General features: G+C 67.6%; 20 protein-coding genes. 11 read left to right on the top strand and 9 right to left on the bottom strand.

Annotation, left to right across the window (positions count from 1 at the left end):
* Positions 1-116: 116 nt before the first annotated feature.
* Positions 117-1,001: an energy transducer TonB gene (locus H3005_RS11000; RefSeq protein ID WP_191078175.1), complete on the bottom strand. Its 885-nt coding sequence runs from the start codon at positions 999-1,001 to the stop codon at positions 117-119.
* On the bottom strand, positions 1,001-1,948 hold the full coding sequence (gene gshB / locus H3005_RS10995) for a glutathione synthase (protein ID WP_191078174.1): 948 nt from the start codon (positions 1,946-1,948) through the stop codon (positions 1,001-1,003). The genes H3005_RS11000 and gshB overlap by 1 nt, the downstream gene beginning before the upstream one ends.
* Positions 1,949-2,188: 240 nt before the next feature.
* On the opposite strand from gshB, the gene pilG reads away from it, so the two are divergent.
* The 7 genes from pilG to H3005_RS10960 all read left to right on the top strand — a co-directional run bounded on the left by pilG (position 2,189) and on the right by H3005_RS10960 (position 14,148).
* The gene (pilG, locus tag H3005_RS10990; RefSeq protein WP_005418455.1) at positions 2,189-2,590 is read left to right on the top strand and encodes a twitching motility response regulator PilG; all 402 of its coding nucleotides are present in this window, start codon (positions 2,189-2,191) and stop codon (positions 2,588-2,590) included.
* A gap of 18 nt (positions 2,591-2,608) precedes the next feature.
* The gene (locus H3005_RS10985) at positions 2,609-2,971 is read left to right on the top strand and encodes a response regulator (RefSeq protein WP_025877749.1); all 363 of its coding nucleotides are present in this window, start codon (positions 2,609-2,611) and stop codon (positions 2,969-2,971) included.
* Positions 2,971-3,501, top strand: coding sequence for a chemotaxis protein CheW (locus tag H3005_RS10980; protein WP_025877750.1), 531 nt, complete (start codon positions 2,971-2,973; stop codon positions 3,499-3,501). Before H3005_RS10985 ends, H3005_RS10980 begins: the two co-directional genes overlap by 1 nt.
* 41 nt (positions 3,502-3,542) lie before the next feature.
* Positions 3,543-5,579, top strand: a complete 2,037-nt coding sequence (locus H3005_RS10975; RefSeq protein ID WP_191078173.1) for a methyl-accepting chemotaxis protein — start codon at positions 3,543-3,545, stop codon at positions 5,577-5,579.
* 100 nt (positions 5,580-5,679) lie between these two features.
* Complete coding sequence (locus H3005_RS10970) at positions 5,680-12,369, top strand: Hpt domain-containing protein (protein ID WP_191078172.1); 6,690 nt, start codon at positions 5,680-5,682, stop codon at positions 12,367-12,369.
* Positions 12,356-13,687, top strand: a complete 1,332-nt coding sequence (locus H3005_RS10965; protein ID WP_191078171.1) for a chemotaxis protein CheB — start codon at positions 12,356-12,358, stop codon at positions 13,685-13,687. The genes H3005_RS10970 and H3005_RS10965 overlap by 14 nt, the downstream gene beginning before the upstream one ends.
* Positions 13,684-14,148, top strand: coding sequence for a chemotaxis protein CheW (locus tag H3005_RS10960; protein WP_089236526.1), 465 nt, complete (start codon positions 13,684-13,686; stop codon positions 14,146-14,148). The genes H3005_RS10965 and H3005_RS10960 overlap by 4 nt, the downstream gene beginning before the upstream one ends.
* Before the next feature lie 101 nt (positions 14,149-14,249).
* On the opposite strand, the gene H3005_RS10955 is transcribed toward H3005_RS10960, so the two are convergent.
* Together H3005_RS10955 and bioA are read right to left on the bottom strand one after the other, a co-directional pair.
* Entirely contained in the window at positions 14,250-14,987 is a 738-nt protein-coding gene (locus H3005_RS10955; protein ID WP_100553280.1) for a 16S rRNA (uracil(1498)-N(3))-methyltransferase, read from the bottom strand.
* Positions 14,978-16,369, bottom strand: a complete 1,392-nt coding sequence (gene bioA / locus H3005_RS10950; protein WP_223880189.1) for an adenosylmethionine--8-amino-7-oxononanoate transaminase — start codon at positions 16,367-16,369, stop codon at positions 14,978-14,980. Before bioA ends, H3005_RS10955 begins: the two co-directional genes overlap by 10 nt.
* Before the next feature lie 77 nt (positions 16,370-16,446).
* Here bioA and nudE point away from each other — a divergent pair, with 77 nt between their 5' ends.
* The 4 genes from nudE to H3005_RS10930 are packed head-to-tail and all read left to right on the top strand — an operon-like array spanning position 16,447 to position 18,984.
* A complete protein-coding gene (gene nudE, locus H3005_RS10945; RefSeq protein ID WP_088100969.1) occupies positions 16,447-17,010 on the top strand; it encodes an ADP compounds hydrolase NudE in 564 nt (187 codons plus the stop codon).
* On the top strand, positions 17,007-17,810 hold the full coding sequence (gene cysQ, locus H3005_RS10940; protein ID WP_089236523.1) for a 3'(2'),5'-bisphosphate nucleotidase CysQ: 804 nt from the start codon (positions 17,007-17,009) through the stop codon (positions 17,808-17,810). The genes nudE and cysQ overlap by 4 nt, the downstream gene beginning before the upstream one ends.
* A gap of 14 nt (positions 17,811-17,824) precedes the next feature.
* Complete coding sequence (gene mazG, locus H3005_RS10935) at positions 17,825-18,661, top strand: nucleoside triphosphate pyrophosphohydrolase (protein ID WP_191078170.1); 837 nt, start codon at positions 17,825-17,827, stop codon at positions 18,659-18,661.
* On the top strand, positions 18,658-18,984 hold the full coding sequence (locus H3005_RS10930; protein WP_100553277.1) for a YnfA family protein: 327 nt from the start codon (positions 18,658-18,660) through the stop codon (positions 18,982-18,984). The genes mazG and H3005_RS10930 overlap by 4 nt, the downstream gene beginning before the upstream one ends.
* Before the next feature lie 125 nt (positions 18,985-19,109).
* Here the strand turns inward: H3005_RS10930 and H3005_RS10925 are convergent, their stop codons facing one another.
* The 5 genes from H3005_RS10925 to H3005_RS10905 are packed head-to-tail and all read right to left on the bottom strand — an operon-like array spanning position 19,110 to position 26,097.
* On the bottom strand, positions 19,110-20,297 hold the full coding sequence (locus H3005_RS10925; protein ID WP_191078169.1) for a GDSL-type esterase/lipase family protein: 1,188 nt from the start codon (positions 20,295-20,297) through the stop codon (positions 19,110-19,112).
* A gap of 14 nt (positions 20,298-20,311) precedes the next feature.
* A complete protein-coding gene (locus H3005_RS10920; RefSeq protein ID WP_089236518.1) occupies positions 20,312-21,064 on the bottom strand; it encodes a glucose 1-dehydrogenase in 753 nt (250 codons plus the stop codon).
* Between the two features lie 46 nt (positions 21,065-21,110).
* Positions 21,111-22,415, bottom strand: a complete 1,305-nt coding sequence (locus H3005_RS10915) for an MFS transporter (protein WP_191078168.1) — start codon at positions 22,413-22,415, stop codon at positions 21,111-21,113.
* Positions 22,412-24,661, bottom strand: coding sequence for an oligoalginate lyase (locus H3005_RS10910; protein ID WP_191078167.1), 2,250 nt, complete (start codon positions 24,659-24,661; stop codon positions 22,412-22,414). Before H3005_RS10910 ends, H3005_RS10915 begins: the two co-directional genes overlap by 4 nt.
* Entirely contained in the window at positions 24,658-26,097 is a 1,440-nt protein-coding gene (locus H3005_RS10905) for a polysaccharide lyase 6 family protein (RefSeq protein WP_191078166.1), read from the bottom strand. Before H3005_RS10905 ends, H3005_RS10910 begins: the two co-directional genes overlap by 4 nt.
* Positions 26,098-26,140 lie beyond the last annotated feature (43 nt).

The following is a 26,140-nucleotide window of genomic DNA, read 5'->3' as shown; positions in this document are numbered from 1 at the left end:
TCCTGCAAGCCCACACCGCCCCGCCAAACCAACAGCCCAACCGCCGCTCTTGATCTTGCCGTTGCAGTGGCAGTTGCTTCCAGCGGGTTCCGGGCCGCAGGCCCGGGCAGAAAACCTTACCGGTCGTCGCGCAGTTCGCCGCCCGGCAGGAACACCCACGTGCGCGTGACCTGCAGAATGTCGATCTGATCGTCGCTGTCGGGCAACGCCGGGAACGGCTGCGCCAGCTGGATCACCCGCAGCGCCGCCTCATCAAGCAAGGGCGTGCCGCTGGAGCGCAGGATGCGGCTGCTTTCCACGCTGCCATCGCGGCGCACCCCCACGCTGATCACCACCTGCCCGCCCAGCCGGCGCTGCCGCGCTTCGTCGGGGTAGTTCAGGTTGCCGACCTGCTCTGCGCGGTCCACCCACGCGCGAAGGTAATTGGCGTAGGCGTATTCGCGCGTACTGGCCGAAACGAATTTCCGGTTCGGGCGCTTGGCGTACTGCGCCGAACGCAGGTGCACTTCCGCCGCCAGCCGCGCCATCTCGGCATCGCGCTGTTCGCGTGCAGTCAGTGGTGCATCCGGCGTGGGCTGCAACGGGGTAGGGCGCGACTGCGCCAGGGCCACCGTGTCCTGGCCATTGCGGCTGCTGACCACGCGCGCCTGCGGTGGCGGCACCGGTGCTGCCGACTGTTGCTGCTGCGGTACCGGGCTGATGCCGGACTGCGCCTGCGGCACGATGCCGGCCTGGTTGTCGCGTGGGCGCTGCGCACGATCATGTTCGCCACCGCCCTCCTGGCTGGCGGCGGCCAGGAAATCCGCTTGCTTCGGGGTCAACGCGGTGCGGGTCTGGCTGAAGATCACTTCCAGGGTCGGCACCAGTGGCGCATCGCCTTTCACGGCAAAACCGACCCCGAGGATCAGCAGGGCGTGCACCAGCACCGACAGGGCGATGGTGGCTCCCAGCCGCTGCGCTTCGCGCGGCGGCGGGGCGAGGACGGCAGGTGCGGCATCCATCAGTGCAGATCGGCCTCGATCGCGTCGAACAGGGTGCCGGCGATGTTCAGGCCGTACTGCGCGTCCAGTTCGCGCACGCAGGTCGGGCTGGTCACGTTGACCTCGGTCAGGAAGTCACCGATGACGTCCAGGCCGACGAAACGCATGCCACGACGCTTCATCTCCGGGCCGACCTGGGCGGCGATCCAGCGGTCGCGTTCGCTCAGCGGGCGGCCTTCGCCGCGGCCACCGGCGGCCAGGTTGCCGCGGAACTCATCGCCCTGCGGAATGCGCGCCAGGCAGTAGTCGACCGGCTCGCCATCGACCAGCAGGATGCGCTTGTCGCCGGCGGTGATGTCGGGAATGAACTTCTGGGCCAGGGCGAGCTTGCGACCGCCGTCGGTCAGCGTTTCCAGGATCACGTTCAGGTTGGGATCGCCCTGGCCGCTGCGGAAGATCGAGCGCCCACCCATGCCATCCAGCGGCTTCAGCACGGCCTGGCCGTGTTCCAGCGCGAAGGCCTTCAGCGCCTTGGCATCGCGGCTGACCAGGGTTGGCGGGCAGCACTGCGGGAACAGCAGCGCTGCCAGCTTCTCGTTGTAGTCGCGCAGGCCCTGCGGGTTGTTGACCACGCAGGCACCGGCGGCGGCAGCGACATCCAGCACCTGGGTGTCGTAGACGTACTCGGCGTCGACCGGTGGGTCCTTGCGCATCAGCACGATCTGGCCGGGGCCGAATTCAGTCCGGCTGAATGCGCCCAGCTCGTACCAGCCGGCCGGGTCGTCGCGCACCTGCAAGGGGGCGGTCCAGGCCACGGCCACCCCGCCTTCCAGCGCCAGCCCGCCCGGGCGCACGTAGTGCAGGGCATGGCCGCGGCGCTGGGCTTCCAGCAGCATGGCGAACGTGGTGTCCTTGGCGATCTTGATGTGGGCGATGGGATCCATCACCACGATGACGTTCAACGGCATGGGCGCACCTGTCAGGCAAGGCGTTGATGGTAGCGGCAACGCCGGCTGTGCGCCTCCCCGGCAATGTGCAACGCAGCGTCCCTTGCCCGGCTGCGCAGTGATTGCCAATCCGGTCACGTTCAGCCCGGCGCCACGCCCCGCGCCACGGACCGCCCTTGAAGCGGGCGCGGGAAGTGCGATATAGATACGCTTTCGCAGCGGCTCCCGCCAAAGATTGGGCCGCGCGCTTGGGGAATGGCAATGACTGAAAACACGACTGCGGGCGGGGAGCTCGCAGGACTCCGGGTGATGGTCATCGATGACTCGAAGACCATCCGCAGGACTGCGGAAACACTACTGAAGCGCGAAGGCTGCGAAGTAGTGACCGCAACGGACGGTTTCGAGGCCTTGGCCAAGATCGCCGACCAGCAGCCGCAGATCATCTTCGTCGACATCATGATGCCGCGCCTGGATGGCTACCAGACCTGCGCACTGATCAAGGGCAACCAGCTGTTCAAGGCGACCCCGGTGATCATGCTGTCGTCCAAGGATGGTCTGTTCGACAAGGCGCGGGGGCGCATCGTCGGCTCGGAGCAATATCTGACCAAGCCATTCACGCGCGAAGAACTGCTGGGTGCCATCCGCACGTACGTCAACGCCTGACCAGGGGGGAAAGGCACAATGGCTCGTATCGTCCTGATCGAGGATTCACCGACCGACCGCGCGGTGTTCACCCAATGGCTGCGCCGTGCCGGCCATGAGGTGCTGGAAGCGGACAATGCCGAAGATGGCCTGCAGCTGGTCCGCGACCAGGTGCCGCAGCTTGTCCTGATGGACGTGGTGCTGCCGGGCATGAGCGGTTTCCAGGCGACCCGGGCGATGGCCCGCGACGCCGCGATCAAGCACATCCCGGTCATCATCGTCAGCACCAAGGCGATGGAAACCGACAAGGCCTGGGGGCTGCGCCAGGGCGCCGCCGATTACATCGTCAAGCCGCCGCGCGAGGAAGAACTCATCGCGCGGATCAACGAGCTGGTGGCCTGATGCGCTCGCCCTTCGACATTCTTGAAGCCTACGAACGGCGCAGCCTGGCCCACGCGGTGCAGCTGCCCGGGCGGCAGTTCGCCCAGGACCTGTGGCGTGGCGTCGGTTTCCGTGTCGGCCAGCGCCGGCTGGTGTCCGATTTCCGCGAAGTGGTCGAGATCGTACCGATGCCACCGGTGACCCCGGTGCCCTGCGCGCAGCCGTGGCTGCTGGGCGTGGGCAACCTGCGCGGCAACCTGTTCCCGGTGGTCGACCTGAAGTACTTCCTGGAAGGTGCGCGCACCGTCCAGCAGGAAGGCCAGCGCGTGCTGATCATGCGCCAGGCCGGTGGTGACGTCGCCCTGACCATTGACGAACTGTTCGGCCAGCGCAGTTTCGAGCTGACCCAGCAGATCGAGGCCGGTTCACTGGCCGAGGGACGCTATGGGCACTTCGTCGATCGCGCTTTCCATGCCGATGGCAACGACTGGGGCGTGTTCTCGCTCTCGCTGCTGTCGCGCACCCCTGAATTCCGGCAAGCCGCGGCCTGAGGCCGGGCATCGCCCCCTGCATTGAAAATCGAGGTTGAACGATGAGTACTGCTTCGGATGCCACCAAGTCCGGCAAGCTGCGGCTGGGCGGCAGCAACCTCTGGCTGGCGCTGTTGGCGCTGTCGATGATCCTGTTCGGCGTGAACACGGGTGTGTCCACCTGGCAGGGCAGCCGCCTGGCCGATGCCGGCTCCAAGGCCGCGGACCTGCAGGTGCTGTCGCAGCAGCTGGCCAACCAGGGCCGTGACGCGGTCGGCGGCAACGCGCAGGCCTTCACCGCCTTCAAGGCCACCCGCAACGCGATCGAGCAGAACGTATCGACCCTGCAGGGGCGCTACGGCAACGAGCCGGGCGTCTCCGGGGCGATCTCGACCCTGGCCGACACCTGGACGCCGCTGGGCAAGCAGGCAGGCCAGCTGGTCGCCAGTGAACCGGCGGTGTTGGCCCTGGCCGGCAACGCCAACAACTTCTCTGGCGCGGTGCCGGGCCTGCAGGCCCAGTTGAACGAGCTGGTGCGAGCGATGTCCGCCTCCGGCGCCCCGTCCTCTCAGGTCTACAGTGCCCTGCAGCAGGTGGTGGTCGCCGGTTCGATGGCGCGTCGCGTGACTGAAATACGCGCCGGCGGCACGGCTGCGGCCGCTGCCGGTGACGCGCTGGCCCGCGACATCACCGTGTTCTCGCAGGTGCTCGATGCGCTGCGCAATGGCAACGAGGATCTGGGCATCACCGCCGTGCGCGGCGCTGCCGCCGTTGCGGCGCTGGAGCAGTCGCAGCAGAAGTGGGAGGCGATGAAGCAGGACGCCGACGCGATCCTGGCCAGCTCGCGCCAGCTGTTCGCCGCGCAGTCCGCTGCCGCCACGCTGGGCCAGGGTTCGGCGAAGATGCTGACCGACAGCCGCAAGCTGTTCGAAGCGTTCTCCTCGTTCGGCTCGGTGTCCGACACCCGCCTGTTCCCGAATTTCTGGATCGGCGTGGTATCCGGTGCGCTGTCGCTGATCGCGATCATCGGCTTCGTCTCCACCAACGTGCGCAGCCGCTCGCGCGAACAGGAACTGCGCTACCAGACCCAGGTGGAGTTCAACAGCCGCAACCAGCAGGCGATCATGCGGCTGCTGGATGAAATCTCCTCGCTCGGTGAGGGCGACCTGACCGTGAAAGCCTCGGTGACCGAGGACATGACCGGCGCGATCGCAGACGCCATCAACTACGCGGTGGATGAACTGCGCCACCTGGTGACCACCATCAACGACACCTCGGCCAAGGTCGCGCTTTCGACCCAGGAAACGCAGGCAACGGCGATGCAGCTGGCCGAAGCGGCCGGCCACCAGGCCAACCAGATCACCTCGGCATCGGACCGGATCGGCGAAATCGCCGCCAGCATCGAGCAGGTATCGCGCAACTCGGCCGAGTCGGCCGACGTGGCACAGCGTTCGGTGGTGATCGCCGCCGAGGGTGCCGGCGTGGTCCGCGAGACCATCCAGGGCATGGACCAGATCCGCGACCAGATCCAGGAAACCTCCAAGCGCATCAAGCGCCTGGGCGAGTCCTCGCAGGAGATCGGCTCGATCGTGGAACTGATCAACGACATTTCCGAGCAGACCAACATCCTGGCATTGAACGCGGCTGTGCAGGCGGCGTCGGCCGGTGAAGCCGGTCGCGGTTTCGCGGTCGTGGCCGACGAAGTGCAGCGCCTGGCAGAGCGCACCTCCGGTGCGACCCGACGCATCGAGAACCTGGTCCAGGCCATTCAGGCCGATACCAACGAAGCGGTCACCTCGATGGAACAGACCACCGCCGAAGTGGTGTCCGGTGCACGCCTGGCCGAAGACGCCGGTACTGCACTGACCGAGATCGAGCGCGTGTCCAACGCACTCAACACCCTCATCAAGAACATCTCCATCGCCGCCCAGCAGCAGTCGTCGGCGGCGTCGGACATCACCCGCACGATGGGCGTGATCCGCCAGATCACCGGCCAGACCTCGCAGGGTGCCGGGCAGACCGCCGAGTCGATCGGCCACCTGGCGCAGCTGGCGGCCGACCTGCGTCGTTCGGTCGCCGACTTCAAGCTGCCGGCGTGACACGGGCAGGGCGGCGAGCAAGGAACCAGTCGATGAAGCATTTCCATTTCCCACGCCAGGATCCGCGCGACCGTCGCGCGGCGGCGACCGGAGCGCATCCATGAGCAGCCTGCGCGATGCGATGAGCCACGCGGCCCTGGGCTGGGTCAAGCCCGAACTGGACGAGACCCTGCGCCTGGTGCGCAACGAGGTCGAGTACTTCGCCGAAGACCCGGGCGACAGCAGCCGCATGCGCATCTGCGCCGGCTACCTGCACCAGGTGCAGGGCACGCTGCGCATGGTTGAACTGTATGCACCGGCGATGGTGGCCGAAGAGCTGGAACAGCTCGCCGTTGCCGTCGGCAAGGGCGAGGTGGCCGAGCGCGATGAGGCCTGCGCCACCCTGATGCGCGGCAGCGTGCTGCTGCCCGATTACCTGGAGCGCCTGCAGAACGGGCACCGTGACATTCCGATCGTGCTGCAGCCGCTGCTCAACGAGATCCGCGCCGCCCGTGGCGAAGCGCTGATCAACGACAGCGTGCTGTTCGCGTTCGCGCCCGATTCGGTGACCGCCACCGAAGCGGAACTGGACCACGCACGTGGCAGCCTCAGCGGCCGCAACCGCGAACTGCTGGATACCGTTGGCAATGCGGTCAAGGAAGAACTGCTGCAGGTCAAGGACGCCCTGGACCTGCACCTGCGTACCGACGGCGCGCCGCAACAGCTGCAGGAGCAGGTGACCAAGCTGGGCTCGGTGGCCGATACGCTGGGCATGCTCGGCCTCGGCGCCGCGCGCGGCGTGGTCGTGCAGCAGCGTGATGCACTGCGCGGGGTTGTCGAAGGCCGCCAGCAGATCGACGAAGACATGCTGCTGGATATCGCCGGTGCGCTGCTTTATGTCGATGCATCGCTGGACGACCAGGTCGCACACCTCGGTGCCAGTGGCAGTGGCCAGGATGATCCGAGCGCGGTGGAGAACCGGCGCACGGTGGAAGTGCTGGCGCACGAGGCGATCGCCAATTTCGCCGCCGCCCGCGAGCATTTCGTCGCCTTCATTGAAACCAGCTGGAACCACGCGGAGCTGCAGGATGTGCCGCGCCTGCTCGGCGATGTCTCCGGCGCATTGCGCATGCTCGATCTGGGCACCGCCGCCGACTACCTGCGCGGCGTGCAGCAGTACATCGAAGCCGAACTGATCGGTCGCCAGCGCGTGCCCAGTGGACGCCAGCTGGACACCCTGGCCGATGCCATGGCCAGCCTGGAGTACTACCTGGAAGCGCTGCGCGACCGCCGTCCGGGTCGCGAGGACATCCTCGACATCACCCGCAGCAGCCTGGAAGCGCTGCGCTACTGGCCGCTGCCCGAGCGTGGCGTGGCCGCAGCCGAGCCGGTGCAGCCGGTCGAGCGCGAAGCCGTGCCCGTGCCGGCTGTTCCGCTGCAGATCGAACCGCTGGACGCCATCGTGCAGGCCGCCGCGCCGACGCCGGGCGACGTGCCCGCCTCGCTGCCCGATTTCACCTTTGATCCGCTGCCGGAGGCCCCGGCAGCCGACAATGGCCTGATGTTCGGATCGCTGGCTACGCCGGCTGTCCCTGCCGAACCGCGCGACACCCCGGCGCCACTGCTGTTTGCCGCCTCCAGCGCACCCGCGCCGGAAGTGCCGCAATGGGAACTGGGCGGGTTCGACGCGCCGGCAGGTACGGCTGCCGAACACAGCGACGAGCGTGCGCCGACGTTCGCCAGCTTCGATCCGGTCAGCTTCGATCCGCTGTCCGTCGAACAGTCCAACGCCGCTGCCTGGACGTTGTCCGAAGCGCCGGTGCTGGAAGAGGCCGACGCGCAGGCAACCGCTGTAGACGTCAACGATGACGCCCTCCTGGCGACCTCGTTGGACGAGGCGTCGTTTGCTGCGCCGCTGGATGCGGTCATTTCGCCAGCGTTCGATCCGGTTGCCGCCGAACAGGACGGCCCGCCGCTGCTGAACGACGATGTGGTGTTCCGTTTCGACAGCAGCCTGCTGGACAACGCCGATGACGTGCTTTCGCTGGAGGCGATGGAAACCCTGTCGCTGGACGACGAACAGGAGTCGCCTGCGACGCTGGAGCTCGTTGACGCAGTTGCGGTGCCGCAGGCGAACGATGGCTTGGCCGTTGCCGAATTGACCGACGCCACCGCCGAGACCGAGGCTGAGGCTTACGTCGAACCGGTCGCTGATCTGCGCGCGTCCGAAGACCTGCCGGCATCGGCGGCTGCGCCGACCGTGTCTCTGGTCGATGTGGATACCATTGCGCCAATCGACTTCAGCGAAGCCGATGCGCAGTTCTTCGCAGAGCTGAATGCCGCCGCCGCCGACTTCAACCCCCAGGCCATGCAGGCAACTGCCGGGCCGACCGAAACCGTACCGCCGGCCGTGGCCGAGGGCGGGTTCGAGGCGGGTTTCGACGACGATGCCGAAAACATCGACCAGGACATCCGCGAGGTGTTCCTGGAAGAATTCGACGACGAGCTCGGCAATCTCGGCACGCTGCTGCCGGCATGGCGCATGCAGCCGGACAACATGGATCGGCTGCGGCCGATCCGGCGCATCTTCCACACCCTGAAGGGCAGTGGCCGCCTGGTCGGCGCGCGTACCCTGGGTGAGTTCGCGTGGAAGATCGAGGGCATGCTCAATCGCGTGCTCGATGGCACCCGTGCCCCCACGCCGGCGGTGCTGGCGATGGTCGATCACGCATACACGGCACTGCCGCAGTTGAACGCGGCACTGCGCGACGGCCAGCGTGTCAGCGTGGACCTGCAGGCGATGCAGGCCATCGCCGATCGCGTAGGTGCAGGCGAAGAGACGTTCTACGTTGCGCTGCCGGGCGCTGCTGCACCGGCGCTGGTGACAGCGGCCGATGCTGTCGAGCCCGTTGGCAGCGCCGAGCCGGTTGTCGACGCCCCGGCAGAGAGCGCTGTCGAAGCGGCGGGTACGCCGGCCAACATCGACAGCGTGCTGCGCGAAATCCTGGAAGCCGAGGTGGAACTGCACCAGGCCACGCTGCAGGGCTGGTTGCGCTCGGCGCAACAGGCGCCGCAGCCGGTCAGCGATGCGCTGCTGCGTGCGGTGCACACCATGAACGGCGCCTTCGCGATGACCGAAGTGCCGGAAATCACCGCCGTTACCGGCGGCGCCGAGTCGTACATCAAGCGCGCGCTGGCCGCCGAGGTGGTGCCCGGTGATGACGCCGTGGCGGCCCTGGACGAGACCGCGCAGGCGATCAACGCGACCATGGACGCGCTGCAGGCCGAGCAGCCGCGGATTGCGCCGCAGGCTGAACTGGCGCAGCGCCTGCAGGCGCTGGCCGGTGAACTGCCGGAAGCACGCTGGCCGATGACCGGGCTGGACGTCGAGGATGAAGACGAAGACGAAGACGACCAGCTGCTTTCGCGGGTCGCCGATGCCGATACCGATGTGGACGTGTCGACGCATGAGGTCGGGATCGAGCCGGAAGCCGGGCGTGATACCGATGATGTCGATGCTGCCGATGCCGACGTGCTGGATGCAGTGCAGGTCAGCGAGGACGCGTTGAGCGACGCGGGCCTGGAGTCCGCTGAGTTGACCGGCAGCGATGATCTGTCGCGTTACTTCGACGCAGGATGGCCTTCGATGCCGGACGCCCCGGCACCGGAATCGACGTTGGAAGTGGCTGCTGCCACGCTCGTTGCCGCGGAGATTGAAGCCGGACAGGCGGTGGTGACATCGGAAGACACTGCGTTGGAGGACGCCGCGCTGACTGCGGTGGACGATCTGTCGCCGTATCTGGACGCCAGCGCGCTGCCGGTTGACGACCGCGACCTGGATGTCGCAAACGACCTGAATACGCCGCTGCCGTTCACACCTGAAATGGCGGTGGATGAAGACGCTGCTGCAGTGCCGCTCGACAGCGAGCTGTCCAGCCTGCAGGATGAAATGGCTGTGCCGGGCTTCGCAGACCCGGTCACGCTGGAAGCCGCGCTCGAGGCCGGCCTTCACGTGATCGATGAGGAGCAGGACCGGGACGAAGACGGGCAATGGCCCGTGCTCGGCCTGCAGGCCAGCGAACTCGCGCCTGGCGAGGCGGAAGCCTTTGCCGAGGATGCGGACGTCGGCGGGGAGGCGGCGGTCGGTGAAGGAGAGAGCACCGACCAGCCGTCCCCGGCGACGGTGGAAGACGTCGGGCCCGTGGAGACGGCGCAGGACGCCATTTCGCCCTCGCGTTTCTTCGAACTGGAAGATGCTCCGGGCCAGGCTGCCGTGGTGGACAGCGGCATGATCGTGGTGCCGGTCGCGATGGAGGCTGCGGCGATCGACGCCGAACCTGTCGCCGTCGACAGCGCCGATGCGGTGGTGCCGGCGGATACGGCTGTGCTCGACGCCGAGACCGAATCCGAATCCGAATCCGAGTCTGAGGCCGAGACCGAAGACAGCGCCGACCTGCTCGACTTCAGCGTCTATGACCGCGAGCTGGTCGACATCTTCGTCGAGGAAGGCAAGGACCTGCTGGATCATTGCGATGGGCTGATCAGCGAACTGCGCGAAGCGCCGCAGGACCGCGAAGCCCTGGCCGGCCTGCAGCGCGATCTGCATACGCTGAAGGGCGGCGCGCGCATGGCGGGCATCAACGCCATCGGCGATCTCGGCCACAGCATCGAATCGCTGCTGGAGGCTGTCGCCGGCGGGCGTACCGAGATCGAACGTCGTGACGTGCAGTTGCTGGAACGCGGTTTCGATCGTCTGCACCAGCTGCTGACCCGCACTGGCGAACACCGCATTGTCGAGCCGGCACAGGATCTGCTCGACGCCTTTGAAGCCCGCACGACAACCGACATCGCCGCCGCTGCCAGCGCAGCTGCAGCCGCTGCTGCCGTCGTGGCGGAGCAGGCCCCGCAGGCGACTCCGGCCGTGGCCGTGGTCGACGCCCCGTTGTCGGCACCGTTGCCGGTGGAAGGTTCCACGGAAGAAGACCCGCTGGCCCGTCCGCAGCAGGAACAGGTGCGTGTGCGCGCCGACCTGCTCGACCGCCTGGTCAACCACGCCGGTGAAGTGGCGATCTACCGTTCGCGCCTGGAACAGCAGCTCGGCGCCTTCCGCGGCGCGATGGGCGAGCTGGAACGCACCAACGCGCGTCTGCGCGACCAGCTGCGTCGCCTGGACCTGGAAACCGAAGCGCAGATCGTTGCCCGCTACCAGCGCGAGCAGGACCAGGCCGACCACAAGTTCGATCCGCTGGAACTGGACCGTTTCTCCACCCTGCAGCAGCTCAGCCGCGCGCTGAACGAGTCCGCCGCCGATCTGGGTGGCCTGCAGGGCGTGCTGGATGATCTGTCGCGCCAGTACGATTCGCTCCTGCAGCAGCAGTCGCGTGTCAGTTCGGAACTGCAGGATGGCCTGATGCGCGCGCGCATGGTGCCGTTCGACGGCCTGGTGCCGCGCCTGCGCCGGGTGGTCCGCCAGGCCGGCATGGACACCGGCAAGCAGGTCCACCTGACCCTGGAAGGCACCCACGGCGAACTCGACCGCAACGTGCTTGATCGCATGGTTGCGCCGCTGGAGCACATGCTGCGCAACTCGGTTGCCCATGGCCTGGAAGCGCCGGAACAACGTCGTGCCGCCGGCAAGCCGGAAGAGGGCGAAATCGCCATCCGCCTGCACCGCGAGGGCTCGGAAATCGTGCTGGACGTGGCCGACGATGGCGCTGGCCTGGATCGTGAAGCGATCCGCCGTCGCGCCATCGAACGCGGCCTGCTGCCTGCCGATGCGCAGCCGAGCGAGCAGGAGCTGGACAACCTGATCTTCGCGTCGGGCTTCTCCACCGCCGACCAGGTCAGCCAGCTGGCGGGCCGCGGCGTCGGCATGGACGTGGTCGGCAACGAAGTGCGCCAGCTCGGCGGCTCTGTCGACATCCAGTCGGTACGTGGTCAGGGCGTGCGTTTCACGCTGCGCCTGCCGCAGACGCTGGCGGTTACCCAGGCGGTGTTCGTGCAGATCGGCGAAACCACCTTCGCGGTGCCTGTGGCCTCGGTCAGTGGTATCGGCCGGCTGTCGCACGAGCGCTTCGAAGCGGCTGACAGCAGCTACCGCTACAGCGGCGAAGACTATCCGCTGTACGACCTCGGCAGTCTGGTCGGCCAGGCCCCGGCGCGCGCCGACGGCCAGGCCCAGGTGCCCTTGTTGCTGGTCCGCGCGGGCGACCTGCGCGCCGCCGTTGCGATCGACCAGGTGCTGGGCAACCGCGAAGTCGTGGTCAAGCCGGTGGGCCTGCAGATCGCCTCGGTACCGGGCATCTACGGCGCCACCATCACCGGCGATGGCCGCGTGGTGGTGATCCTGGACGTGGCCCCGCTGGTGCGTCGTTTCCTGGCCAACCCGACCGCGCCGGTGCTGGTCAATGCACCCCGCCAGGAACGGCAGGTGCCGTTGGTGATGGTGGTGGACGATTCGCTGACCATGCGCAAGGTCACCGGCCGCATCCTGGAGCGTCACAACTTCGAGGTGAGCGTCGCCCGCGATGGCGTCGAAGCCCTGGAACAGCTGGAAGAGCGCGTGCCGGACCTGATGCTGCTGGACATCGAAATGCCGCGGATGGACGGCTACGAGCTGGCTACCGCAATGCGCGCCGACCCGCGCTACAAGGACGTGCCGATCGTGATGATCACCTCGCGCAGCGGCGACAAGCACCGCCAGCGCGCCTTCGAAATCGGTGTGCAGCGCTACCTGGGCAAGCCATACCAGGAACTGGACCTGATGCGTAACGTGTACGACTTGCTGGGGATTGCCCGTGTCCGTGAGTGACCTCGATCCGGTTCCGGCCGTAGCCCTGCTGGCCCGCCCGGGCGCGGCGCGCGAGCGCCTGCGCGAGGCGTTGGCCCATGCCGACGTGCAGATCGTGCTGGAAGACGATCCCATCACGCTGGAGCCGCAGGCGCTGCAGGATGCACGCCCGCAGTTCGTGGTGATCGCGCTGGAAGCGGCCATTGAAGATGCGCTGGAGCGCCTGGAACCGGCGCTGTCGGCGCCCGGGTTGACCCTGGTGTTCGACGAGGCTGAACTGGCCGCGCGCCGCGATGGTTGGGAAGCGCAGCGCTGGGGCCGCCACCTGGCCGCCAAGCTGCACGGCCACCAGCAGGTGCTGCCGCCGGGCGCCGAGGACGAACCGGCACTGCAGCTTGAGCCGGGCCGGCCGTCGACGCCGCCGGTGCCGAAGGAAGCCGCGCTGCAGCCGCACCTGGAACAGGCCCGTTCGTGGGCCGACGACGTGCCGGCGGATGGCCTCTATTCGCCACCGGCACATCTGCATGAGCCGATCGCGCTGGAGCAGGCACTGGCGGCGCTGCAGCCGGTGCTGGCGGAGACGGCGACGCCCGCTGATGCAGCGGCTGCACCGCCGCCGGTGCCGGCAGCTCCACCGACGGCGTTCACCGATCACACGGCCTGGTCGCTGGTCGACGAGGCCAGTGACGCGCCGGCAGATCCGCGTGTTGCTGCGACGGTTGCGGCGCCGGAACCGGCGTTCGACACCGAGCATCTTTCACTGGTCGACCTGGACGCCGCCGCACCCGCAGGCAGCCGCGCCGGTGCGCTGCTGGTCCTGGCCGGTATCGGCGGCCCCGATGCGTTGCGCCGCCTGCTCGCGGCACTGCCCAGCGGGCTGGCCGTGCCGGTGCTGGTACACATGCGCCTGGACGGCGGCCGCTACGGCAACCTGGTCAAGCAGATGGCGCGCGTATCACCGCTGCCGGTGCAGTTGGCCGAAGCCGGCCAGCGCGCCACCGCGGGCGAAGTGCATGTGCTGGCCGATGACATCGGCGTGCACGCTGCTGCCGATGGCCTGTATTTCCAGACTGAAGCGCAGGGCATCTCGATTGCCGCGTTGTCGGCCGAACACAGCGCGCTGGTGCTGCTCAGTGGTGCCGACCTGGCCCATGTGGGCCCGGCGTTGGACCTCGCCGCCGCCGGCGCCTGGGTAGCCGGGCAGGTGGGCGAAGGCTGCTACGACCCGGCTGCGGCGACGGCCGTGGTCGCTGCCGGCATGGTGGCCGGTGAACCGCAGGAACTGGCGCAGGTGATCGCCGCGCGCTGGGGCCTGGATGACGACGGAGATGCGGCATGAGCTACGCCAGCAATGATGAGATCCGCGGCGTCCTGATCTCGGCCGGTGCCGAACGGGTCCTGCTGCCCAATGCAACCGTGGCCGAGATGATGTCGCGGGTACCGGTGCAGGCGGTGGCCGACGCTCCGCGCTGGCTGGTGGGTGAGATCGGCTGGCACGGCTGGCAGGTGCCGCTGGTGTCGTTCGCACGGCTCTCCGGGTTGGGCGAAGAGACGGTGGCCGGCCACAACAAGGTGGTGGTGCTCAAGACCCTCAGCGGCAACCCGGAGCGTCCCTACTACGCGCTGTTGACGCAGAGCTTCCCGCAGCTGATCTCGGTACCGCGCGATGGCCTGCTGGCCGACGCGTCCGAGGAAACCCTGCCCGACATCGTGCACATGCGCGTGTTGCTGGGCGAACAGAGCGCGCTGTTGCCGAATCTCGACGCGCTGGAAGCCGCGCTGGATTCGCTGACGGCCTGACCGGAATCCGCCGGGCATGGCCCGGCGCTACCGCAGGCGTTCCGGATATCGGGTAGCGCCGGGCCATGCCCGGCGAGCGCAGCGGCCACCGGACCGGAGCCTTATCCCAGATCGCCCAACCGTGCCTGCAATGCCGCGATCGCGGCCAGGCCTGCGGTTTCCGTGCGCAGGATGCGTGGGCCCAACTGCAGGCCCTGGAAGCCTGCGGCCGCCAACTGCTCACGGTCACGTGGCGACCAGCCACCTTCCGGGCCGATGGCGATCACCACGCCGCCGGCCGGCGCTGCCTGCAGGGTCGACAGCCGGTGTGCTCCCAGCGGGTCCAGGGTCAACCGCAACGTGTCGGCCGGCAGTGCCGCACTGGCCTGTGCCAGCGACTGCGGCGGCCCTACCTGCGGAATGCGCGCACGACCGGATTGCCCGCAGGCCGACTGCACCACGTTGTTCCAGTGCGCCACGCGCTTTTCCGCGCGTGCTGCATCCAGCTTCACCTCGGTACGCTCGGCATTCACCGGAACGATCGCGCTCACCCCCAGTTCGGTGGCCTTCTGCAGGATCAGGTCCATCTTCTCGCCGCGTGCAATGCCCTGCAGCAGGGTGATGGTCAGCGGCGATTCGTTGCCGATCGGCTGCACCTGGTCGATGCGCACCTGCACTTCGCGCTTGCCGGCCAGCGTCAGCGTCGCGGTGTAGTCGTGGCCATCGCCGTTGAACAGCACGCAGGTGTCACCCTCGCGCAGGCGCATCACCCGCACCAGGTGGTTGGCCGTCTCTTCCGGGAGGGTCACGGTCTGGCCGCTGTTCAGCGCCAGGTCGATGGGGCAGCGGGTCACGCGCATGCAATTGCCTCGTCGATGGCTGCCAGCGTCGTATGCGCCAGCAGCTCCAGTTGTTCGTCGTCCACGCAGTACGGTGGCATCCAGTACAGCACGTTGCCCAGCGGCCGCAGCACCACGCCGCGCTTCAGCGCCGCCTTGTAGGCATGCAGCCCCAGCTTCAGCGCCGGATCGAAGGGCGTGCGCTTGTCGCCGTTGCGGGTCAGTTCGAAGGCCACCACCATCCCGGCCTGGCGCACATCGGCCACGTGTGGATGGTCGGCGAACGGTGCGGCCAAGGTCCCCATCACCGAGGCGATGCCGCGGTTGCGCGCGATCACATCGTCGTCGTGGAAGATGTCCAGCGTGGCCAGCGCCGCCGCACAGGCCAGCGGGTTGCCGGTATAGCTGTGCGAATGCAGGAAGGCACGTTCGCGCGAATCATCGAGGAACGCGTCGTACAGCGCCTGCGTGGCCAGCACCGCAGCCAAGGGCAGGAAACCGCCGGTCAGGCCCTTGGACAGGCACAGCAGATCAGGCATCACCCCGGCCTGCTCGCAGGCGAACATCGTGCCGGTGCGGCCGAAGCCGGTGGCGATCTCGTCGGCGATCAGGAAGGCGCCATGGGCATCGCACAGTTCACGCGCGCGCTGCAGATAGGCCGGATCGTGCATGCGCATGCCACCGGCGCACTGCAGCCGTGGTTCCAGGATCACCGCGCAGATTTCGCCCGGATGCTGGTCGAACAGCGTGGCAAGGCCGTCAGCGGCCTGGCGTGCGCGGTCGGCCGCACTCTGTCCGGGCTCGGCCAGGTAGGCGTCGGGCGAGGGCGCGAACAGGCCCTCGGCCAGCAATGGCGCATAGACGCGGCGATACAGCGGGATGTCGGCCAGTGCGAGGGCGCCCAGCGTTTCGCCGTGGTAGCCGTTCTCCAGCGAGACGAAGCGCGTGCGCCGGGTCTCACCGCGGTTCTGGAAATACTGGAAGGCCATCTTCAGCGCCACTTCGACGCCGGCCGAGCCGTTGTCGGCGTAGAACACCTTGGCCAGCGGCGCGCGGCCGGGCTGGCGCGGCGCCAGGGCCAGCAGGCGTTCAGCCAGGGTGATCGCCGGTTCATGGCCGAAGCCGGCCAGCATCACCTGTTCCAGCTGCCCGGCCTGGGCGGCGATGGCACCGCCGATGCGCGGCTCGGCATGGCCGAACAGGTTGGTCCACCAGCTGCTGACGGCATCCAGGTAGCGGTTGCCGTCGTGATCGATCAGCCAGGCGCCTTCGCCGCGGGCGATCGGCACCAGCGGCAACGTGTCCGGATGCTCGCGCATCTGCGTGCACGGGTGCCATAGGACCTGGAGGTCGCGTTGCCGCCAGTGCTGGACCAGCGGAGAGGGGGTTGGGTCTGCTAGCATTTCGGGCTCATGAACATGTTCCTGCCTGCACATTCTATCGGCCTCGGCGCATGCGCCGGTTGCCACGGAGATTCCGCATGAACGATGACCGCGCCAGGCGTCCTCTGCCGATCATCCATCGGATCACCGACGAGGAGAACGGGCCCTTCCAGCGCCAGCACCTGGACCTGGAGTTCTCCAACGGCGAACGCCGCCGCTTCGAACGCCTGGTCAGCCGTGGCCATGGCGCGGTGGTGGTGGTGCCGATGCTCGATGATGAAACCGTGCTGCTGGTGCGTGAATACGCGGCCGGCATGCATCGCTACGAGCTTGGCCTGGTCAAGGGCCGGATCGATGCCGGCGAAACGCCGGAGCAGGCCGCCGACCGTGAGCTGAAGGAAGAGGCCGGCTATGGCGCACGGCAGGTCGACGTGCTGCGCGCGATGACCCTGGCGCCGACCTACATGAGCCATCAGTCCTGGCTGGTGGTCGCGCGCGACCTGTATCCGGAGAAGCTGGCCGGAGACGAGCCGGAGGAACTGGAAGTGGTGCCGTGGAAGCTGGCCGATCTGGACCAGCTGATGCTGCGCGAGGACTTTTCCGAAGGGCGTTCGCTGGCGGCGCTGTTCATCGCCCGCCAGTGGCTGCAGGGAGCACGATGATCAAGCTGACCACGGAACTGCGCGAGACCGCGATCGCCATCGCCCAGGAAGCCGGGCAGGCCATCATGCAGATCTACAGCAACGGTTTCGACGTGACACTCAAGGACGACGACAGCCCGGTCACCGCTGCCGACCTCGCTGCCGACCGGGTGATCCAGCAGGGGCTGCGGCAGCTGACCCCGGACCTGCCGATCCTGTCGGAAGAGTCGCCGCTGGTGCCGTGGGAGCAGCGTCAGCACTGGGGCGCGTACTGGCTGGTCGATCCACTCGATGGCACCCGTGATTTCGTCAAGCGCAATGGCGAATTCAGCGTCAACATCGCATTGATCTACCAGGGCGCCCCGGCCTTCGGCGTGGTCCAGTCGCCGGTCACCGGCATTGTCTGGCACGCGATGCGGGGCGAGCTGGCGTATCGCCGGCAGGGTGTACATGACACCGTGCTGCGTACCCGTACACCCGCGACTGCGCCGCTGCGGGTCGCCGCCAGCCGCTCGCATCGCTCAGCCGAGACGAATGCGTTGCTGGCCCGGATGGGCGACATCGAGACCGTGGTGCAGGGCTCTTCGCTGAAATTCTGCCGGATCGCCGAAGGCGGGCTGGACGTCTATCCGCGGCTGGGCCCGACCTCCGAATGGGATACCGCTGCCGGCCAGTGCGTGCTGCACGCGGCCGGTGGTGCGGTGCTTTCGGTCGGTACCGGCAAGCCGTTCCGCTACAACCGCCGGCCGACGCTGTTGAACGGTGAGTTCATGGCGCTGGGCGATACCAGCCTGCCGTGGCGGGACTGGTTGTCCGATTGATCCTGGAGAAACACATGAGCACGCACGACACCCCTGCCACCGGCACTGCCAGCGTGGAGCTGGAGCGCCTGCTGGCCATCATGGCGCGCCTGCGCGACCCACAGGGCGGTTGTCCCTGGGACCTGGAACAGAACTTCGCCACCATCGCCCCCTATACGATCGAAGAAGCCTATGAAGTGGCCGATGCGATCGATCGGGGCGATCTTGACGACCTCTGCGATGAACTGGGTGACCTGCTGCTGCAGGTGGTGTTCCATGCGCGCATGGCCGAAGAGCAGGGCGCGTTTGCCTTTGCCGAGGTCGCGCGCGCGATCAGCGACAAGATGCAGCGGCGTCATCCTCACGTGTTCGCCGACGTCAGCGTCGACGATGCCGAGGGCGTCACGCGGAACTGGGACGCGATCAAGCGTGCCGAGCGTGCTGCCAAGGGTGAGCGGGACACCTCGGCGCTTGCGGGCATCTCGCGTGGCCTGCCGGAATGGCAGCGGGCGGTGAAGCTGCAGTCTCGCGCGGCCAAGGTCGGCTTCGATTGGCCCGGTCCGCTGCCGGTGCTGGACAAGGCGGCCGAGGAGCTGCAGGAACTGCGCGAGGAGTTCGAGCGCGGTGACATCGCCGGCAACAAGGCGCGCCTGCAGGAGGAACTGGGTGACCTGCTGTTCGTCTGCGCCAACCTGGCGCGGCATGCGGACATCGATCTGGGTGCCGCGCTGCGTGGGGCCAACCACAAGTTCGAACGTCGCTTCCGTTCGATGGAGGCGCAGGCCGAGGCACAAGGCGATTCGCTGGCTGCACTCGATCTGGATGCACAGGAAGCGCTCTGGCAGCACGCCAAGGCCTCGGAAAAAGCGTGAAAACGCTGGGTCTGTTCCTGCTGACCGCGCTGGCCGAGATCGTCGGCTGTTACCTGCCCTGGCTGTGGCTGCGCAAGGGCGGCAGCATCTGGCTGCTGCTGCCGGCGGCGGCCAGCCTGGCGTTGTTCGCCTGGCTGCTGACCCTGCACCCGACCGCCAGCGGCCGCGTTTACGCCGCGTATGGTGGCGTGTACATCGGCACGGCGCTGTTCTGGCTGTGGCTGGTCGACGGCATACGTCCCAGCCGCTGGGACATGCTGGGTGCTGCACTCTGCCTGGCCGGCATGGCGGTGATCATGTTCGGGCCGCGGCAGCCGGTCTAATGGCGGCTGTTGATCTTCTGTAGAGCCGAGCCATGCTCGGCTGCTTTGGCAGAGGCAGCCGAGCATGGCTCGGCTCTACAGGAAGCAACAGCAGCCGAACGCGGGTTCGGCTCTACAAAACCGCCTCAGCGCGGGGCATCGCATCCCAGCATCTTCAGATCGATCGCGTCGGCCATGCGCCGGTAGCCCTCGTCGTTCGGGTGCAGATGATCGCGGGTGATGTTCGCCGGCAATGATTCCGGCTGTTTCGGATCACGCAGCGCCGCATCGAAATCCACCACGCCATCGAAACCGGTGTCCTTGCCACGCGCCCACTGGTTGATCGCGGTGCGGGTGGCGGCCGATACCGGTTCGTAGCGCTCCGAATCGCCGAAGGGCGTCAGTGTGCCGAGATGAGCGCGGATGCCATGCGCATGCAGTCGTGCGGCCACCTGGCGGTAGCCCAGCAGCATGTCCGTCGTGCTGCGCCCCGGCAGGGGCTGTGCACCGCCACCGTGGCGGATGTCATTGATGCCTTCGAACAGGATCACCTGGTCGGCGTCGGCCACTGCGATCACGTCGCGATCCAGCCGCGACAGCGCGCTGTGGCTGCGGCCATGGTCCAGCAGCTTGTTGCCGCTGATGCCCTGGTTGAGCACCACGAAGCGGTCCGGGCAGGCCTGCTGCAGACGCTGGCCCAACCGCTCGGGCCATTGGTTGAAGGAGCCACGCGAGGCCGTCGCACCTTCGGTGATGGAATCACCCAGGGCTACGATCACCTGCGGCCGATCCGCGCGCTGCACCAGCACGGCTGAGAACACATTCTGCTGATAGCCCACGCGCACGCTGTCGGCCACCGCGTCCTGCTTGCCGTCGGCCACCCGCACCACCGTACGGCGCACCGCAGGGCGGGTGGGCTGCGGGAAATACGCGGTTACGCTGATCTCCTGCAGGGCGGCAACCCGCAATGGCAGCGCATCACTCAGCAGCGCTGCACCTACCGGTACGTCGATGGACGCGCGTCCATCGACGGTGACCGGCAGCGCTGCCGCCTTGCCATCCTTCAGGCGCACCCGTACCTCTTCCACATGCAGCGGCGTGGTGCCCAGCTCGTTGCTGATGCGCAGACGCAGCGCATCGCCCTTGCTGCCCAGGCGCATGTCCTGGCGCACGGTCTGCGCGGCGAACTGTACGGGCGCATCGGCGCTGCCATCCTTGCGGTCAGGCGCGGGCGAGGCGGTCCAGGCGGTGACCCAGACCGGTGCGGCCAGCGCCGCGGGGGCGGCCACGGCGCTGCCGATGGCGAGGGAAAGCAGGGTGATCCAGCGCTGCATGGGCTTCGGTCCGATCAGGAGAAGTAGGTGCCGCCGTTGACGTCCAGATTGGCGCCGGTGACGAACGCTGCTGCGTCCGACGCCAGGTACACCGCTGCATCGGCGGCTTCGTCCGGCAGCCCCTGGCGACGCAGCGGCGTCGCGCCGGCCACCGCCGTGCGCACTTCCGGTTTGGTGAATTCGTCGTGGAAGCGCGTGGCGATCATGCCGCAGCACAGCGCATTCACGCGGATGCCCTTCGGCCCCAGTTCCTTGGCCATGGCCCGGGTGAAGGTCATCACGCCGGCCTTGGCGGTGGCATAGATCGCCGCGCCAGGGCCTCCGCCATCGCGACCGGCCTGCGAGGCGAAGTTCACGATCGCCGCACCTTCGCCCATGTGCGGTACCACGGCGTGGGTGGTCAGGTAGGTGGAGGTCAGGTTGAGGTCGATGACCTTGTGGAAGAACGCCGGGTCGATGTCGGCCAGCGGACGACGCTCGACCATGCCGCCGGCCACGTTGACCAGCACATCGATGCGCTGGCCGAATGCCGCCTGGGTTGCTGCGACCAGACCGGCCACCGCGGCCGGATCGGTGACGTCGGCGCGGTGAGCGATGGCCTGGCCACCGGCCGCCTTGATCAGCGCCAGCGTTTCCTGTGCGCTGGCTTCGTCGTTGGCGTAATTGAGGCAGACGCGTGCACCGGCCGCAGCCAGCTTGATCGAGACGGCACGGCCGATATCACGGCCACCACCGGTGACGATGGCAACCTTGTCCTGGAACGACATGCGGGAAACTCCTTGGTTTGCGGGGGAATGCGAGGGAAAGGGGGGCTCAACCGTCGTTGCGGTCGAGCTTGTGGATCGGTCCGGTCCACCACCACAGCGCCACCAGCGACAGCGGCACCAGTGCGGCAACGAGGATGAAGATCGGTGCGTAGGAATGGCGGGTCAGCACCGGCACCAGCCAGGTGGTGATCAACGTGCCGGCCACTGCGGCCAGGCCGCCGAGACCGGCCAGCGTGCCGACCGAGCGGCCGTCGAACAGATCGCCGGGCAGGGTCTGGATGTTGCCGATGGCGATCTGGAAACCGAACAGCACTGCAGCAATCGCCAGCACCGCAAACAGCGGCTGGTTGGCCAGTACCGCACCGAGCAGGGCCGGTGCCATGATCACGCAGCCCAGCGAAATCGACAGCTTGCGTGCGCGGTCCACGCCATGGCCGGCATTGATCAGCCGCCCCGACAGCCAGCCGCCGCTGAGGCTGCCCAGCATGGCGCCGACGAACGGCACCCAGGCGAACAGGCCGATCTGCTTGATGTCGAAGCCGAAGGTCTCGGCCAGATAGATCGGCAGCCACGATACGAACAGCCACCAGATCGGGTCCAGCAGGAAGCGGCAGGCGAGCATGCCCCAGCTCTGCCGGTGCGCCAGCAGCGAGCGCACGCTGACCTTGGGGGCATCCGCGCGCTGCTGGCCAGTCTGGTCTTCCATGATCAGGCGTCGCTCGGCGTCACTCACCCACGGGTGCTTGTCCGGGCCGGCGCGATAGACGAACAGCCACGGCAGCAGCCACAGGAAGCCAAGCGCACCGACCAGCACGAAGGTGCCGCGCCAGCCCAGCCACAGGTACAGGCCGGCGATGGCCGGCGCCGAAACGATGGCGCCGATGGACGCACCTGCGTTGAAGATGCCCTGTGCGAGGGCGCGCTCACGCGCAGGGAACCACTCGGCGTTGGCTTTCACCGCGCCAGGCCAGGCACCGGCTTCGCTGATGCCCAGCATCGCCCGCACCACGCTGAAGGACAGCATGGAGTGGGTGACCGAATGCAGCGCGATCGAGATCGACCACACACTGATCGACAAGGCGAACCCCAGCCGCGTCCCGATCATGTCGAACAGGCGCCCGAACAGGAACTGGCCAGCGGCGTAGAACAGCATGAACACCGTGACCAGCAGCGCGTAGTCGTCCTTGGTCGCGCCGACTTCCTTGGCGATCTCCGGCCACATCACCGCCAGCGCATTGCGGTCGATGTAGTTGATCACCGTGGCCACCGCGATCAGGCCGACGATCAGCCAGCGTACGGCCGAGCGCACCGGCACCTTGCGCAGCGTGGCCACGGCCGAGGGGCCGTTCATCGCGCGTCACCCTTGCTGCGGTCCATGCGCGCATGGCTGCCGCTCCAGCGGTAGGCATGACCGTCCACCGTCACGCTGTGGTCGCCCTTCGCGTCGCTGTCGTCGGCCACGCCGAGTGCGATGCGCGCGCCGCTGGCCAGGCGCAGCTCAAGCACCTCGGCATCATCGCCGCGCGTGCGGATGATCTGCTTGATGCGGCTGTCGGCGCCGTGCACGTACTCGGCGGTGCCGTTGTACTCGCCATGCGGCTCCAGCACGCTGAAGAAGGTCACATCCTTCTGTCCTTCCACGCGCTGCAGCAGCGCCGGCTCGCGGCGCAGGTTGAATTCGGGATCGTTGGCGCCGCTTTCCACCAGCAACGCCTGCGATGGCGCACTGCTGCCGAAGCGATAGGTGTAGAAACGCCCGTCGAGCAGCCATGCCAGCGTGCGCGGTTCACTGCCGGCCTTGCTGCGTGCGTCCAGCCACAGGTGCTGGTAGCCGTTGTCGCCGCCGAGCACCGGGCGCTGGGTGGGGAAATGCTCGGCCTCGAAACCGGTGGTGACGATATGGCCGTTGAAGTGCAGCGGCAGGTCGTAGCGCGCGGCCTTGTCGCCATGCACCTGCATCAGGTCCAGCACCACCGGCAGGCCCAGTTCGGGGTGGCGCAGCAATGCCTGGGTGCGGGTGAATACCACGCCCGGGTAAGCATCGCGCATCGTCGCCGAAGCGATCTGGGTATCGGCATCGGCCTGGAAGAAACGCACCGTGGGTGCATGTTCCTCGCCGCGCTTCCAGTCGCCCTTGAAGTGGCTCTGCTCGTTCACCACCAGGGTGTTGTGGGCCACGGTCTGTTTCGCCCAGCTGCGGTTCTCGGCCAGGTAGATGCCGCCTCGCTTGGCTTCCACGTTGAGGAAGCGCGCTGCGCCGTAGTCGGTCACCACGGCATTGCCGTTGTCGTAGAACAACCAGTTGAGCTTGTCGAAGTGGCCGTGGCCCATGCCCTGCATGGTGTCCTTCTGCACCAGCGCCTGGCCGCGTTCGCCGCCCATGCGCAGGATCGCCAGACCGCCGCGTTCACCGTCCGGGCCATCGCGCAGCAGCATCGGCCGATAATCGAACGGCTTGGCTTTGTTGGCCGCCAACGCCTGCGCCACCTGCAGCCCTTCCGGTGACAGCAGCAGGCGTTTCTGCTGCTGCGCGACCGACAGCAGACGATCATCGCCGGCCTGCGCATAGGCGATGCCGATGCCCGCCACCAGCTCTTCGGTGTCGATGCCCTTGTCCAGGATCGCGTCGTTGATCGGGAAGAACAGGCCGTCGTAGCTGGTCTGCACCAGCACGTCCACCGCCTTCAACAGCACGCCGTCGCGGCGCGCGAAGATCTTCCGCTGCGGCTCGTTGCGCTCGATCGCGTTGGCGAACAGCAGGAACGGCGCCAGCGCGTAGCGCTGGTAGTAGGGGCCTTCCTCGTAATAACCATCGGGCGAGAACAGCAGGTCGATCTGCCGCAGGAAACCGAACTGGTCATCCTTGCGGCTGCCGCGCAGCGATTTTTCCACCAGTTCCGGATCGCGCAGCACGTAGCCGGTCATGCCGGTGGCGGCCACCGCCCAGGTTGCGTGGTTGTGGATCTGGTCGTAGTTCTTCGGCTCGCTGGCCAGGAACTCGGCCATCGGCCGGAACACCTGCGATTCGATGGTCTGCCGATCCTGTGGCGACAGCGCATCGCGGATCGCGTCGTAGCCCTGGATGGCGTTGACCAGCCAGACCGAATCGTTGAGCACCTGCCAGAACACCCGGCCGGGAATCTGCCCGCGTCCTTCCGGATGCGGGCCGAGGGTCGGGTAGAGCTTGGCGTACTGCAGCAGCATGTCGCGCGAATAGGTGACATAGGCCTTGTCGCCGGTCAGCCGGTACAGGGTGCCGGCTGCCAGCAGTGCCTGGTAGTTGCGCTTGTGCTGCTCATGGGTGCGACCGCCACCCTTGTCCTTCGGCACCGGCACATCGATGCCGGCCTTCATCATCTTCTGCAGCGATTTCTGCGTACGCGCCTGCTCCTTGGAGAACCACGGGTAGCGGCTGCCCTCGCTGGCCATCTGCTGCCACTGCGCAGCGGTCACCAGTACCGGCGCGGTATCGCCTTGTCGCGCGGCTGCGGCAGGCGCAGCGTGCAGCGGTGCCGTCGGCATCAGGGCGAAGGGAGCGGCCAGGGCAAGGGCGAGCGCCAGGCGGTGGGAACACAGGGACAGCGGCTGCAACCTCATCGATCAACTCCGGTGCTGGTGCGTGACAGGGCAACCTCGCCCACCTTGGGATACCAGTCCACCCCCGTCTGTTCGCGCGGGGTCATCGCCAGCGCCGGATCGGCGCCGATGGCGGGCAGCGGCGTTGCCGGCACCCACAGCCCGCTGGCCGCCAGCTGCAGGGCGATGCTGGCGCTGCTCACCCCGCCCGGAAATACGCTGCTGGCCTGCGGCGACTGCACGTTGTTGCTGAAGGCGATGCCCGCCAGCGAGCTGGCCGCATTCGGTGGATTCTTGCTGGTGCGGTTGACGATCAGGTTGCCGCTGAAGTGGCTGTTGCTGGCCGCGACCACGATCCCCTTGGCCTCGTCGTGGCCAACGCCGAAGCTGATCTTCGCCACGTCGACAAACGTGTTGCGGCTGATGGTTGCGTTGACCACCGGCGCATAGCCGGACAGTGGCGGATTGGCCTGTGCATCCATCACCGCCAGCGCCGAACGGTTGCTGGAGCCGGCCAGCCGTTCGAAGTAGTTGTTGCTGACGGTCTGGTCGGCATTGATGATGCGCACGCCGCCGGTGCCGGCCTTGTCGTCGCCGAGGAAGAGGTTGTCGATCACCCGGTTGCCGTTGCCATGGCGCAGGGTCAGTGCGCCGGCCGAACGATAGAACACGTTGCCGCGGAAGGTGTTGCCGCCGGACTTGTTGGAGACGATCTCGGTCTCGCCATCGCAGCCCTCGAACCAGTTGTTCTCGACAGTGCTGTTGGAATCGCTCAGCGAGGTGTCGCTGGTGCCGACGCGGATCGTTTCACCGCCATTGACGCCCAGCGCCGGGCGCGGGCCGAACCAGTTGTGGTCGATGCGGTGCTGGTTGTCCAGGCCTTGGCTGGCATCGCGCACCACCACCACCGTCGGGCCGGCATTGGTCTTGCCACGCAGCTGGCTGTGGTCGAGGCGGTTGTTGCTGCCGTACAGCGACACCCAGTAGTCCTGGTCGCTGCCATCGGGGTTGCTGTAGTCATCGATGACCAAGCCGGTGACGCGGCTGTGGCTGGCTACCGCCTTGCTCGACTCGCGGAAGGCCACCACCGCGTCACCCGGGGTGTAGCCGTTGCGGAACACCAGGTTGGAGACCTGCAGGTAGCTGCCGGCCAGGCGCAGGTCCGACGCCCCGCTGAGGATCACCTTGCCCGGCGTCTGCGCGCGCAGCACGATCGGAGCGGCGGCCGTGCCCTGGCCCTTCAGCAGAAGGCGCGCATCGGTCCAGGTGCCATCGGCCAGCACGATCTCATCGCCAGGCTGCAGGGCGGCAGCGGCGGTGGCGAACGCGCCGACGTCGTGTACGAGCCAGCTGGCGGCTGTTGCCGGCGAACTGGTCAGGCATGTTGCCAGTCCAATTGCCAGGCAATATCCAAGTGCAGGTTTCGAAAGGCGGTGCGAAGTCGATTGAATGCGCATGAAGTCCTTCCAGAGACGGCGATGCCGTGGTTTCAGAGTGGGT

This window comes from Stenotrophomonas sp. Br8, from assembly GCF_014763005.1.
Taxonomy (GTDB): domain Bacteria; phylum Pseudomonadota; class Gammaproteobacteria; order Xanthomonadales; family Xanthomonadaceae; genus Stenotrophomonas; species Stenotrophomonas lactitubi.
Note: the sequence above shows the minus strand (reverse complement) of the source record. Positions and strands in the feature narration are given on the sequence as shown.